14 protein-coding genes are annotated in these 14,008 nt (G+C 33.5%); 3 read left to right on the top strand and 11 right to left on the bottom strand.

Annotation, left to right across the window (positions count from 1 at the left end; all coding sequences use genetic code 11):
* The first annotated feature begins 57 nt into the window (after positions 1–57).
* Positions 58–834 carry a superoxide dismutase gene (locus H277_RS0111650; RefSeq protein ID WP_026357558.1) on the top strand — a complete coding sequence of 259 codons (777 nt, stop codon included), beginning with the start codon at positions 58–60 and terminating at the stop codon, positions 832–834.
* Between the two features lie 72 nt (positions 835–906).
* Here H277_RS0111650 and H277_RS0111645 read toward each other — a convergent pair whose 3' ends face one another.
* The 10 genes from H277_RS0111645 to H277_RS0111600 all read right to left on the bottom strand — a co-directional run bounded on the left by H277_RS0111645 (position 907) and on the right by H277_RS0111600 (position 8,724).
* Positions 907–1,230: a T9SS type A sorting domain-containing protein gene (locus tag H277_RS0111645; RefSeq protein ID WP_019975771.1), complete on the bottom strand. Its 324-nt coding sequence runs from the start codon at positions 1,228–1,230 to the stop codon at positions 907–909.
* A 127-nt stretch (positions 1,231–1,357) separates the two neighbouring features.
* Complete coding sequence (tsf, locus tag H277_RS0111640) at positions 1,358–2,182, bottom strand: translation elongation factor Ts (RefSeq protein ID WP_019975770.1); 825 nt, start codon at positions 2,180–2,182, stop codon at positions 1,358–1,360.
* A 113-nt stretch (positions 2,183–2,295) separates the two neighbouring features.
* Positions 2,296–3,042 (bottom strand): 30S ribosomal protein S2, encoded by a 747-nt coding sequence (gene rpsB, locus H277_RS0111635; protein ID WP_019975769.1) that lies wholly within the window; start codon positions 3,040–3,042, stop codon positions 2,296–2,298.
* Between the two features lie 124 nt (positions 3,043–3,166).
* Complete coding sequence (rpsI, locus tag H277_RS0111630) at positions 3,167–3,553, bottom strand: 30S ribosomal protein S9 (RefSeq protein WP_019975768.1); 387 nt, start codon at positions 3,551–3,553, stop codon at positions 3,167–3,169.
* 9 nt (positions 3,554–3,562) lie between these two features.
* Positions 3,563–4,018, bottom strand: a complete 456-nt coding sequence (gene rplM / locus H277_RS0111625; protein ID WP_019975767.1) for a 50S ribosomal protein L13 — start codon at positions 4,016–4,018, stop codon at positions 3,563–3,565.
* A 418-nt stretch (positions 4,019–4,436) separates the two neighbouring features.
* A complete protein-coding gene (locus H277_RS0111620) occupies positions 4,437–5,297 on the bottom strand; it encodes a fumarylacetoacetate hydrolase family protein (protein ID WP_019975766.1) in 861 nt (286 codons plus the stop codon).
* 122 nt (positions 5,298–5,419) lie between these two features.
* Positions 5,420–6,559 (bottom strand): acyl-CoA dehydrogenase family protein, encoded by a 1,140-nt coding sequence (locus tag H277_RS0111615; protein WP_019975765.1) that lies wholly within the window; start codon positions 6,557–6,559, stop codon positions 5,420–5,422.
* A gap of 26 nt (positions 6,560–6,585) precedes the next feature.
* Positions 6,586–7,368 (bottom strand): type IX secretion/gliding motility protein PorT/SprT, encoded by a 783-nt coding sequence (gene porT / locus H277_RS0111610; RefSeq protein WP_019975764.1) that lies wholly within the window; start codon positions 7,366–7,368, stop codon positions 6,586–6,588.
* Positions 7,369–7,394: 26 nt separating this feature from the next.
* Positions 7,395–8,135 carry a bifunctional demethylmenaquinone methyltransferase/2-methoxy-6-polyprenyl-1,4-benzoquinol methylase UbiE gene (gene ubiE / locus H277_RS0111605; protein WP_019975763.1) on the bottom strand — a complete coding sequence of 247 codons (741 nt, stop codon included), beginning with the start codon at positions 8,133–8,135 and terminating at the stop codon, positions 7,395–7,397.
* Between the two features lie 25 nt (positions 8,136–8,160).
* Entirely contained in the window at positions 8,161–8,724 is a 564-nt protein-coding gene (locus tag H277_RS0111600; RefSeq protein WP_019975762.1) for a hypothetical protein, read from the bottom strand.
* Positions 8,725–8,849: 125 nt separating this feature from the next.
* Between H277_RS0111600 and H277_RS0111595 the strand changes: the two genes are divergently transcribed.
* Together H277_RS0111595 and aroC are read left to right on the top strand one after the other, a co-directional pair.
* Positions 8,850–9,926: a 3-oxoacyl-ACP synthase III family protein gene (locus H277_RS0111595; protein ID WP_026357557.1), complete on the top strand. Its 1,077-nt coding sequence runs from the start codon at positions 8,850–8,852 to the stop codon at positions 9,924–9,926.
* A 9-nt stretch (positions 9,927–9,935) separates the two neighbouring features.
* Positions 9,936–11,000 carry a chorismate synthase gene (aroC, locus tag H277_RS0111590; RefSeq protein WP_146810427.1) on the top strand — a complete coding sequence of 355 codons (1,065 nt, stop codon included), beginning with the start codon at positions 9,936–9,938 and terminating at the stop codon, positions 10,998–11,000.
* Positions 11,001–11,234: 234 nt separating this feature from the next.
* Here aroC and H277_RS19005 read toward each other — a convergent pair whose 3' ends face one another.
* Entirely contained in the window at positions 11,235–13,844 is a 2,610-nt protein-coding gene (locus H277_RS19005; RefSeq protein ID WP_185093392.1) for a M36 family metallopeptidase, read from the bottom strand.
* Between the last annotated feature and the right edge of the window lie 164 nt (positions 13,845–14,008).

The raw sequence follows: 14,008 nt of genomic DNA, 5'->3' as shown, positions 1-14,008 counted from the left end.
AATCTATTATTTTAGTAGAAATATTCATAATATAAGTAAACTACATAAAAGAATAAGATGAAAAAGGGTATATTTTTGATGTCGGTTTTAGGTGTTCTTTTCTTTGTTCAGTCATGTGAAACGAAGAAAGAAAATACTGACTCAACAAAAGAAGAAGTGGTACAGAAAGATACAGTTCAGTCAACTGAATCTGTCGGAAACCCGACAGATGTTAAAGCTGATCCGGGAACATTTCAAATTAAACCTTTGAAATATGGTTACGATGAATTGAAAGAATACATTGATGCAAAAACAATGGAAGTTCATTTCTCTAAACATTATTTAGGTTACATCAACAAAATGAATACAGCTTTAAAGGAAGCAAATATCAAATCAAATGATATTGTAGACATTTTGAAAAAAATGGATATGAATAATGCGGCTTTGCGTAACAATGCAGGAGGATATTACAACCATATGCTTTATTTCGATATTATGTCTCCTACGCCTCAAAAAGCACCTACAGGAGAACTTAAAACAAAAATTGACGCAACATTTGGTTCTACTGAAGAATTATTGAAACAATTGGATGAAGCCGGAGCTAAACGTTTTGGTTCTGGATGGGCTTGGTTAGTCGTTAAGGAAGATGGTTCTTTGGCTGTGACAAGTACAGCAAATCAAGATAATCCATTGATGCCCGGAGCAGAAGTTGCAGGAATGCCGATTTTAGGAATTGATGTATGGGAACATGCTTACTACTTAAAATACCAAAACAAACGTGATGATTATTTGAAAGCGTTTAACAATGTTTTGGATTGGAAACAAGTTGAAGAAAATTATAAGAAAGCGAAATAATCTTTCACACAATAAACAAATAAAAAAGCTTCTCAAATTTGAGAAGCTTTTTTTATTTGTTTATTTTTTTAATTAATTCTTGATTAATGATTGTGTTTCTGTTGTTCCATCTTCATTAAATACACGAACTATATATTTTCCTTTTTTCAAGCCTTGAACATTAAAATTCATTTTCGAACTTCCATCAAGTTTTTTACTCATCACTTCATTTCCTATAATTGAATAAATAGAAACAGAACTTGCCTTCGACGGATTGTCAAATTTAATTGTAAACGTAGCGCTAGTAGGATTTGGATAAATACTAATAGAGCCTTTGTCCTGATCAAATCTTGACTGGGCTGATGCAGTTCCTAGAGTGAATATTAAAAATGATATAAATAGTATAAAGTGTTTCATATGCTTGTAATCCTAACAAATATAAAAATAAATAATGATAAAACAAATAATTCAAAACTTATACCAAACAAAAAAAGTGATGCTATTTTAGCATCACTTTAAGATATATAATTAAATTATAAACTTATTATAAGCTGTAACGGATAAATCCTGTTACTTTCAAATCAGCGCTAACAGCTTTAACGATGTCTTGAACAGAAGTTTTTCCATCTTTGATTGAAGCTTGGTGAACCAATGTATTCTCTTTAAAGAATTTTTGTAATTTACCTTGAGCGATATTTTCAATCATGTTTTCTGGTTTTCCTTCAGCAGCTAATTGCTCTTTCGCGATAGCTAATTCAGAATCAATTACAGATTGAGCAACTTGTGTTTCATCTAAAGCAACCGGGTTCATCGCAGCAACTTGCATAGCAACATCACGAGCAACTTCAGAAGCCCCTTCTACATTAGCAGATAAAGAAACTACAGCACCAATTTTGTTACCAGCGTGGATGTAAGAATTTACGATAGCACCTTCAATTGCTTGGAATGTACCGATTTCAATTTTCTCACCGATAACACCTGTTTGCTCTGTTAATTTTTCACCAACAGTGATACCAGCATATGGTAAAGCTAATAATTCGTCTTTAGAGTTCACTGTTAAAGCTAAGTCAGCAATTTCGTTTGCCATAGCAACGAAAGCTTCGTTTTTAGCAACGAAATCAGTTTCACAGTTCAACGCAATTACAATACCTTTTGTTTGGTCAGCATTTACTTTAGCAATAACTGCACCTTCAGTAGACTCACGGTCAGCTCTTTTTGCAGCTACTTTTTGTCCTTGTTTACGTAAAACTTCTACTGCTTTATCGAAATCTCCACCAGCTTCTTCTAAAGCTTTTTTAGAGTCCATCATTCCCGCACCAGTTGCGTTTCTTAATTTACTTACCTCAGCGGCTGTTGCTTTATAGCTCATAGTAATATTTTATTTTGTTTCTTAATATTTTAAATAAAAGTAGCTCATACACCATAAAATGGTATAGGAGCTACAAGGTATATTATATCGATGAATAGATCATCAAGTTAATGTTAAGCTTCTTTCGTTTCAGCTCCTTCTTCTTTACCTTCTTTTGCTTTTTCTTTTTCTGCTTTACGTGTAGATAAACCAGTTTTGATAGAATCAGCCACTGTAGATAAGATGATATCGATAGATTTAGAAGCATCATCATTTGCAGGGATTGGGAAATCTACTTGACGTGGGTCAGTATTTGTATCAACCATTGCAAAGATTGGAATACCCAATTTTTGAGCTTCAGCTACAGCGATATGCTCACGTACAATATCTACAATAAATACTGCAGAAGGTAAACGTGTCATATCAGCGATAGAACCTAAGTTTTTCTCTAAAGATGCTCTTTGACGATCAACTTGTAATCTTTCTTTTTTAGATAGTGTTTCAAACGTTCCGTCTTTTTTCATACGGTCGATTGAATTCATTTTTTTAACTGCTTTACGGATAGTAACAAAGTTAGTTAACATCCCACCAGGCCAACGTTCTGTAATATAAGGCATGTTGATTTCTTCAGCATGCTTAGCTACAACATCTTTTGCTTGTTTCTTAGTTGCTACGAATAAGACTTTACGTCCAGATGCAGCAATTTTTCCTAAAGCTTCAGATGCTTCATCTAATTTCACTGCAGTTTTGTGAAGGTCGATGATGTGGATTCCGTTTTTCTCCATAAAAATATAAGGAGCCATAGCCGGATTCCATTTTCTTGTTAAATGACCGAAGTGCACACCAGCACCTAATAAGTCTTTTACATTTACTTTTGCCATTTTCTTTTTTTTAGTTTACGTTCCGTTTTCTCAACAAGCAACAAATAAGCGGTCGAAATTTTCTAGCCTTATTTGTTTAGATGCTAAACCAACGGAAAATGGATTTTTTAATAATTTGAATAAATTAACGTTTAGAGAATTGGAATTTCTTACGCGCTTTCTTTTGACCGAATTTTTTACGTTCAACCATACGTGGATCACGAGTTAATAATCCTTCAGGTTTTAATTGTAAACGAAAATCTGCGTCAACTTCACATAAAGCTCTAGAAATTGCTAAACGAATTGATTCAGCTTGACCAGTGATTCCACCACCAAATACTTTGATATCTACATTGTATTTATCTTTTGTCTCAGTGATTAAAAATGGTTGTTCTACTTTGTATTGTAATACTGCTGTAGGGAAGTAGTTTGCCAACTCGCGTCCGTTAATGAAGATTTCTCCATTACCTTCTTGTAAATATACACGAGCAACAGATGTTTTTCTACGTCCGATTTTATGAACTATTGCCATGGAATTAGATTATAAATATTCGTTAATATCGATTTGTTTTGGTTGTTGAGCTTCGTGATTGTGCTCAGTACCAACAAATACATGTAAATTAGTCAATAATTTACTACCTAATTTGTTTTTAGGTAACATTCCTTTTACTGACTTTTCGATTAAGCGTACAGGATCTTTTGCAAAAACTTCTTTTGCAGTTAATGATCTTTGTCCACCTGGGTAACCTGTGTGACGAATGTATAATTTGTCATCCCATTTGTTACCTGTTAATTGAATTTTGTCAGCGTTTAAAACAATTACATAATCTCCACAATCTGCATGAGGAGTGAAGTTTGTTTTGTGCTTACCTCTGATAAGCTTCGCAACACCTGACGCTAAACGACCTAATGATAAGTCAGTAGCGTCCACAACTACCCATTCTTTCTGAGCAGTTTCTTTGTTGGCTGATGAAGTTTTGTAACTTAACGTGTCCACTATCTTGATTTTTAATATTTTATAAATTACCGACAATCCGATCGGGGTGCAAATGTACAAAATGATTCTGTTTTCCCAAAAGATTTTAGGAATTATTCATCACTTTGATCGATTTGTACCATTTAGACGGTTGTCAAAACGTTTGCAAAATTAAGCTAATTAATTGAAAATGCCAATTAATTTTGATGATAAGGTTATCTTGTGAAAAATGTGGATTAATTAATATTTTTTTTATGTATTAGTTTTTATCAATGAAAGTGAGCAATAACTTATAAATAATCATCATTGCGTGCAAAAAATATAAATTGATAGTTGTTGTCGACGAAGAATATTTTTGTTGACAATGATTCTCTGTAAATGAAAAAGCGTCCAAAATCTAAACTGTTTTGGACGCTTTATTTATTTTATAGTCGTGTAATTAACCTCTTGAAAATGGCAAGATTGTTTGAGTTGTAGAACCTAATCCTTCAATACCATATTCAATTACATCTCCTGGTTTTAACCAAACTTGAGGTGTTTTTCCCATTCCGGATCCAGCAGGTGAACCTGTCGAAATAATATCTCCCGGCATAAAAGACATGAATTGAGATAAATAAGAAACTAATTTTGGAATACGGTAAATAAAATCACTTGTACTACCATCTTGCATTAACTCTCCGTTTAGTTTTAACCAAACACGTAAGTTATTTACATCTTCAATTTCGTCTTTTGTAGCGATAAATGGTCCAACAGGAGCAAAGGTATCACAACCTTTTCCTTTGTCCCAAGTTCCTCCACGCTCTGTTTGAAAAGCACGTTCAGAGATGTCATTGATTAAAGCGTAACCATATACATGATTCATCGCTTCTTCTTCGGTTACATTATTTGCTTTTTCACCAATAATGATACACAATTCTGTTTCCCAGTCCATTTTTGTAGAACCATTTGGTTGCATAATTCCATCTTGAGGTCCATTAAAAGACTGATTGGCTTTAATAAACATAATAGGTTCTGCTTGTTGTTGTAAACCGGTTTCTTTTACGTGGTCATCAAAATTAAGACCTACACAAACAATTTTACCTGGTTTTGTTAATGGTGTACCGATGCGTACATCATCTCCAACTAATGGTAAACTATTAATGTTAAGTTCTATATATTTTTCTAAAGTTTCTTGTTTTTCTGCGTTACAAAAGAAGTCCTCATCATACACAATTCCAGATGCTGAAACATCAAATTTTTTATCATCGATGATGATACCTGATTTTTCTTGACCTTTTGGCCCGAATCTAAAAATTTTCATTTTCTCTATATTTTTTCCGCGGCAAAGATACAACGATTAGATTTTTCCAAATGAAATAAAAAAAAGACATCTGTCAGGAACAGATGTCTTAATAAAATAAATACACGTTTATTTATTTATAATTATTTAGCAATACCTCTCGAAATTACTATTTTCTGAATTTCTGATGTTCCTTCATAAATCTGAGTGATTTTTGCATCACGCATCATACGCTCTACATGATATTCACGAACATAGCCATTTCCTCCATGGATCTGAACAGCTTCAGATGCAACATCATTCGCTGTTTTGGAAGCAAATAATTTTGCCATTGCACCAGAAATTGAAATATCTTTTCCTTCGTCTTTTTCTACAGCAGCTTTGAAACATAACATGCGGGCAGCTGTAATATTTGTCGCCATATCTGCTAATTTGAAAGCGACAGCCTGGTGGTTAATAATTTCTGTTTTGAATGCTTTACGAATTTTAGCATAATCTAAGGCTAATTCGTAAGCTCCTTGTGCAATTCCTAATGCTTGAGAAGCAATACCGATACGGCCTCCATTCAATACATTCATTGCAAAAGCGAATCCAAATCCGTTTTCACCAATCCGATTTTCTTTCGGAACTTTAACATCATTAAAGAATAATGAATGCGTATCTGATCCTCGAATACCCATTTTTTGTTCTTTTGGCCCAATTTCAAAACCTTCCCATCCTTTTTCTACGATGAAAGCATTGATTCCTTTGTGTCCTTTTTCAGGATCAGTTTGGGCAATTACTAAGTAGGTAGAAGCGGTACTTCCATTCGTGATCCAGTTTTTTGTACCATTTAATAAATAGTAATCCCCCCTATCTACAGCAGTAGTTTTTTGAGAAGTTGCATCAGAACCTGCATCAGGCTCAGATAAACAAAATGCACCGATTACTTGCCCGGAAGCTAATGGTACTAAATATTTTTGTTTTTGTTCTTCAGAACAATATTTTTCCATTCCAGCACAAACCAAAGAGTTGTTAACTGACATGACAACAGCAGCAGAAGCGTCTACTTTTGCAATTTCTTCCATAGCAATTACGTAAGAAACGCTATCTAAACCTGATCCGCCGTATTTAGGGTCAACCATCATTCCTAAGAATCCTAGTTCTCCCATTTTTTTTACTGCATCGGTAGGGAAAGTAGATGTTTCGTCGCGTTCGATCACTCCAGGTAATAATTCAGCTTTAGCAAAGTCACGCGCTGCTTGTTGAATCATTAATTGTTCTTCCGATAATTGAAAATTCATGTGATTATTTATTTATGGTTTTTATTTTATTCAAATTTTAATGAAAAGACAAAAGCTCTTGTTGATAATGAGTTTAAACTTCCTGCCCAATATGGAGCTGTAGAAGGTTTGTCAGGAACTAGTTCATTATTAAAAAAGAACATTCCTTTTAGAGCCGGAGTTAGCTTAAATCGTTTGAAATAAATTTCTACTCCAATTTCAGCCTGCCAGTTAAAATTATTTGTTGTTGTTCGAAAAACTCCGGTAGCATTGTCATCTTCTTTATTTTCATTAGATTGAAGGTTCATCATATACCCAATTCCACCTTGTATATATGGACGTGTATTGAACCAGCGATCTCCATGGAAATTAAGTAATAAAGGAATTTCAACATACGTAGATTTTATTTCACGAGATACTTTAGAAGCATCTGTTGATGTCTCTCCTGTTGAAGGATCAATGTAATTGTTAAAATGTAAAATACGTTGAGAAAAATGTAATCCCGGCTCAGATTTTAAATCGATGTAATCATTAACGCGCATTCGGGCAATTAAACCAACAGAAAACCCGGCTTTACTTTCTTGGTCCAAATAAACCAATCCATAGTCATTAACGCCATCATCATCCGGTGTCTGGGTTGGAGCATTTGTTGTTTGAGCTTTTGGTACAATTTTGTAGCTCATCATATTTGTTCCTAAGAAATAGCCAAAACTAAATTTTTTTTGATCCGTTTCTGTTCTATTTTCACCACGATCAGTATTCGGGCGAAACTGAGCATTTGCAATACTTGCAACAGTTAACGATAATGCGATGATTAGATTTTTTCTCATAGACTTTCAACGAATAACAAACAAATTTATTTTATACTTTTATAAATGCTTGCAATACCAAAAGTAAGTTTTTTATCAATTGGTTGTGTAAAATTTACACTTTTCAGAATATTTTTCATTTCTTCTCCATGTGGAAAAGCGCGAACTGAATCTGGTAGATAGGTATATGCACTTTGATCTTTTGAAACCATTTTCCCGATCGCCGGTAAAATATTTTTTGAATAAAATGTATACAATTGTTTCATTGGGAAAGCTGTAGGATACGAAAATTCTAAAATAATAAACGTTCCGCCCGGTTTTAAAATACGATTGATTTCTGCCAAGCCTTTTTCTAAATTTTCGAAGTTACGAACTCCGAAAGAAACCGTTGCACAGTCGAAAGTATTATCCGGAAAAGGTAAATTTTCAGAATCTCCTTGTACCATTTCTATGCGGTTTTCTAATCCGGCTTCTTTCACTTTTTTACGCCCAACTTCTAACATACCGGCAGATAAATCAAGACCGGTAATTTTAGCATCGGTATTTTTTCCCATCATAATTGCCAAATCTCCGGTTCCTGTAGCGATATCTAAAATCGTTTGAGGGTTTGAAGCTTTTACCATTTTAATGACATCTTTTCTCCATTGAATATCAATTCCCATTGATAAAACACGGTTTAATAAGTCATATTTTGGAGAAATGTTGTCAAACATTTGTTCGACTTGTTTCTTTTTATTTAAATCTGATGAATCGTAAGGAGTTACGTTATCGTGTTGATGATTTGCCATTTTGTAAAGTTATAAAATCTAGATTTTATTCGTAATTTTCGAAATAAAATTGTTTGAAATCTTCCTTGCTAAAAATTTTTGATAAATCTGTCGCTTTTTCGCTTCCAGCACTTTTAATAAACATTTTAGGGTAATCCTGGTCAATGTTATAGTAAAAATTTTCGATATACAATTGAGAAGATTTTTCAATAATTCCGTGATATATTTTGTTATCTATCGCAATGTTATTCGATAAAAAGATAGAGTCTTTGTTTTTTCTTACTCCGTAAGGGCGTGTGAAAGTATAGTATTCTTGTCCTGTAGGATTGATAAAGCCATTTGCTCTTGTAATAGTAACAACTGTGTCCACGTTTTTATTATTGAATGTATAGATAATATGAGCTTTTCCTTTTGCTAAATCTACACGAGCATTTTGTTGTGGTGCAATTGTGAAATCTTTATCGTTAATTTTGATAACCAGGGTTTTGTTTGAAGGATTATCAATGACATAACCGTCTTTTTTGCTTAAAAAAACATTATAGATAATGATAATTAAAGCTGCTAAACCACAGACAATTAATAGACCAACTAATGATGGATTTTTTTTCATGCTGCTAAATTAATTATACTTTATTAATTTCGGTATGAGTTATTACATATTTTTTTATCTACTATTTTAATGAAATGTGTAACTTTGCCGGTATTATTTTTTTATTAAAATTGAACAATATTAATATGATAAACTCTGTAATAACAGGTTCTGGACATTACCTGCCAAATAGAATTGTAACAAACGATGATTTTGTTAACCACGAATTTTTTGACGATAATGGAAATCGTTTGGAAAAAAGTGGAGAGGAAATCACCCGTAAATTTGAGGAAATTACAGAAATCAGAGAAAGAAGATACGTTGAAGATGATTTATTAAATTCGGATATAGCAACAGAAGCGGCTAAGATTGCGATTGAAAAAGCAGGAATTAATCCTGAAGAATTAGATTATGTAATTTGTGCGCATAACTTTGGAGATATAGATGCTGTTGCTCGTCAAATTGATATTATGCCATCGATGTCGGCAAAGGTGAAACATAAGTTAGGAATTAAAAATCTAAAATGTAAACCTTATGATATGACATTTGGTTGCCCAGGTTGGATCGAATCATTGATTTTGGCACATCAATTTATCCAGGCTAAAATAGCAAAGAAGATATTAGTTATCGGTTCGGATACTTTATCTCGTGCGGTAGATCCGCATGATCGTACTGCCATGATTTTTGCTGATGGAGCCGGAGCTGTGGTTTTAGAAGCAAAAGAAGCAGAAGTTCAATATGGAATTATTAACCATGCTACATTATCTTACAATGGTGATGAGATGAATTATTTGGTAAATGGAACTTCGTTGAATCCTGATTATGTTGGTTCAATCAAAAATATCAATATGAAAGGCCGTAAAGTTTATGAATTCGTATTGAAGAATGTTCCGCCTGCAATCAAACAATTATTGGATGATTCAGATTTAACCATTACAGATATCAATAAGATTTTATTGCATCAAGCAAATGCTAAAATGGACCATGCGATGATTGAACGTTTATACAAATTATATGGAATTGAAATTCCAGAAAATGTAGATCCAATGACAGTCCAGTTCTTAGGAAATACATCGGTTGCAACGGTTCCTACGATGTTCAATTTAATTAAAGAAAATAATTTGGCACCTCATCAGTTTCATGCAAATGATAAAATTATCATGGCTTCTGTTGGGGCAAGTATGAATATTAATGCGGTGATTTACCAATTTGAAAATAACTAAAACGTATAAATTACTGTGAATACATTCGGGAGACTATATAAAATTTCAACTTTTGGCGAAAGTCATGGTGTAGCAATTGGAGGTGTAATAGATGGAGTACCAAGTGGAATAGAATTAGATTTTGACTGGATTCAGACTCAATTAGATCGTCGTAAGCCGGGACAATCAGCAATCGTGACACAGCGTAAAGAACCGGATACCGTACAGTTTCTTTCGGGAATTTTTGAAGGAAAAACAACAGGTGCTTCTATTGGTTTTATTATTCCGAATGATAATCAAAAATCGCACGATTACGATCATATCAAAGGTGTCTTTCGCCCGTCACATGCCGATTTTACCTACGAAACAAAATATGGTGTCCGCGATCATAGAGGAGGAGGAAGAACTTCTGCTCGCGAAACTGCAAATTGGGTTGTAGGGGGTGCTGTAGCAAAACACATTATTCCTTCTATTGCTATTACAGCGTATGTAAGTGGAGTAGGCGAATTAAAATTAGAGCATGACTACTCTAAATTAGATTTTTCTAAAATCGAAGAAACTGCGGTTCGTTGTCCCGATTTGGAAATGGCAGAAAAAATGATTGATCGTATCAAAGAAATTCGAAAAGAAGGTGATACAATTGGTGGAGAAGTAACTTGTGTCATACAAAATGTACCTATTGGTTTAGGGGAACCTATTTTTGATAAACTACATGCTCGTTTGGGGCAAGCCATGATGTCAATTAATGCGGTAAAAGGTTTTGAATATGGGAAAGGTTTTGCTTCTACATCGATGAAAGGTTCAGAAATGAATGATCAGTTTAACCAAGATGGGACAACCAAAACAAATTATTCAGGAGGAATACAAGGTGGAGTTTCAAATGGAATGGATATATACTTTAAAGTTGCATTTAAACCTGTTGCTACTTTAATGCAAGAGCAAACAACACTTAATGCGGATGGAGAAATGGTAGATATGCACGGAAAAGGGCGTCACGATCCTTGTGTTGTACCAAGAGCTGTTCCTATTGTTGAAAGTTTAGCTGCAATGGTTTTAGCAGATATGACATTGATTCAACGGACAAGAAATTATTGAATGGTGTGATCTTGAAACTGAGATAAACCATTTTTTCATAAAGCTACTTAAATCATTTAAATTTTCTTTGTTATGATGAATTAGTAAAGTTGGGATGTAATGTTTTTGAACTGATAACTATCGTAATTTTTACTCAAAAGAAAATATAATTTTATTCTGAGAAAGAACAATCAATATCAAAAAAAAACAACTCAATTGAGTTGTTTTTTTTTTGATAGTTGTATTCTGAAAAAATTAGTTTCTAATTAATTTTTTTGTAACAGTCCCGTCATTTGTTTCAAATTTTAAGATGTAAACTCCTTTTGGTAAATTTTCTGTAGAAACACTTCCTTTTTGACCATCAAATTTTACAGTTTTAGTTGAAATAATTCTACCGATCATATCAACAATATCAACTTTGATATCATTTTTGATCGATTTGTCTACAATATAAACCATATCTTTAGCAGGATTTGGATACATCTGGAAAGTAGAAGCTTTTAATTCGTTTGTAGCCAATTCACAGTTAAGAACTTCTGTTGGTGGCATGTCAAAAGCTTCAGTTCCGTCAATTCTGCTATTTGAACTACCTTGTTTTGCGCTGTAACCTAAACCTCTATCAGCAAAAGATCTCCAAATATCACATTTATTCGCTCCTTCATTCAGTTGTTCATCAGCCTTAAGAATCGCGTCACGCCCATCCACAAATCCAGGAGAACAAGGTTGCAATTTAAGTCCCGTCATGACTAATTGTAAAGTCATGTTGTTTCCAGCCTTTCCATTGTATAAATCGGGAGAGAAACCATATTTATCAATCATTTTCCAGTTTAAATCCCATATCATAGAAGCCCAAACATATCCGGTATTGTGAGGCGAATCTGAGTTTCCATAATTCTTTAAGAATCCATATTTTGCAGGATTGACAGTCATATCGGTTGAATAAGCTGTAGGTCGAATTCCAGATCCGTCAGTAGCCTGACTCGTTGCAAATGTACCTATACCTCTCTTAGTTGTTCCTGTATCTCCGGGTAATTGAGTTATCATTAATGCGAAGAAATCTGACCAGCCTTCTCCCATTTGTTCAAGATTACTTAAACAACCAGCAGTTGTAATAGGACCAGTTAATCTATTTGATACACCATGTCCATACTCATGGGCAATAATTCCATTGTCGAAACTACCGTCAGCATAAGGAATGTCTTTGTGTTGTAAAGTGGCGTTTACAGTTGTTTCGTTTTCTAATTCTTTTTTTATTTTATCACCATGTATTCGAGGTAATCCAACAACAGGAATAGTAATAGTAGAATCATTTCCGGTGATGGTTAAATTACCACTTGTATTATTCACGATAATGACAGCTTTAGCTCCTGCATTCTGAGCAGCTTTAGCTTTGTATACATAATCACAGTTACCTCCTTTATAAACTACAGCAATTTTATCAGAGATTTCTGCGGTATTTGTAATTGTTCCACATCCATCATATGCTGTACCATCGGTTTCGCTTTTACGGACTAAAGCCAGATCTTTAGTTAAAGGTGTTACAGGTAAATCTGCTCCAAAAGGAGCTTTTGAAACATTTAATTTCCCCGCAATAGTTTCAGGAGAATTAATTGTTAAAGGATTTATATCAGCATTAGCAGGAGGATTCCATAAGTACATCGCCATACGTGGAGATTTTCCATCCGCAGGTGTATAAAAGGTAGCATTATTTAAAACACCCTCATTAAACCTTGTTTGTGCTAATGCGACAACGTCATCATTTCCTGAAGCGCCTTTGTTATAATTATCTTTTTGAAAATTTCCATTTTCTTCTGTAAAACCATAGTTATAAAGTATATCATGCATCATGTTATTCATATAGAATAAATTTGTAGTGGATGCCTGCCAGTTTTTAAAAGGATCTCTATTGAAATCTACAGGGAAATCAAAATTTAATGATTCTCCTGCATCAACATAGCTATTGTCATCAATTGTTACTGTATTTGAGAAAGGATTATACGTTTGATATCCGACTGAATTATGATCTCGAAACGCTCTTACGTTGTTTCCTTCTGTTCTTGTTTTTACAGTTCCTTCAGCTGTATTATGCCAGCCATTTGGTGATGCTATTGTATTGGAAACAGATAAATCTACAATTGTACGATCTCCTCGATTGGGAGCTTCTAAAGGTAATTTGTAAATATTATATTTTGGAGAAGCTGCAGCACTTGTGTCATCGTATAACCAGCTCCAATCAGCCTTATTGAAAGTTGCTAAATTTTCGTTATGAAATGCTCCATGCTCAAAACTACAACTTAAAGTGGTGTTGTGTTTTTCTAAAATATTTCCATTTTTTGCATCAACTATGATATGGATTACATCATTTTGATTCTCGTTTAACAAGCGATATGATAAAGCATAACTTAAGATAGGTTCTTGTTTATCATTAATGTAATAAACTAATTCCGAACGTTCTTCTTTTGTAAAATGAACTCCATGATCTTGAGAGGTTTCATTTGTAATAAGTTTTTGTCCTTCTGATTGCGCAATATTATTTAGGACTTGATTAAGATTAAGTACCGGAGTAACATCAGCTGTTTTAAAATTAGAATGATAATTTTCTGATGCCAAAGCCGAAACAACTTGGTTGTTCTTAATTAAGTAAGTCGTGTAGCTGTTGTAAATAGGAATCCCTTGAAATGTTCTTTGTGTAAATACCCTTTGCGTTTGGTCTTTTTCATCATTAATCGTTTGTACAAATTTGTACTCGACATTGTTTCCTGCTCTTTGTAATTGGTAATTATCAATTAATTGCTCCACATTTTGTGCTTGAACTGTCATTGATAACAAAAACGCAGAGAAGATAAGAGTAAAATTTTTCTTCATTTGTATAGTGTTATTAATTTCAATAAAGTTATTCTTTTTTTATTAAATCCCTAAGAATTAGTATGAAAAATACAAATTATTAAAATTAATACTAATTTATAAATACAAAAAAAGCATCCAGAGAATACCCAGATGCTAGGTAGAAGTTTAAAATTATACTTATT

Source organism: Empedobacter brevis NBRC 14943 = ATCC 43319 (genome assembly GCF_000382425.1).
GTDB classification, from domain to species: domain Bacteria; phylum Bacteroidota; class Bacteroidia; order Flavobacteriales; family Weeksellaceae; genus Empedobacter; species Empedobacter brevis.
Note: the sequence above shows the minus strand (reverse complement) of the source record. Positions and strands in the feature narration are given on the sequence as shown.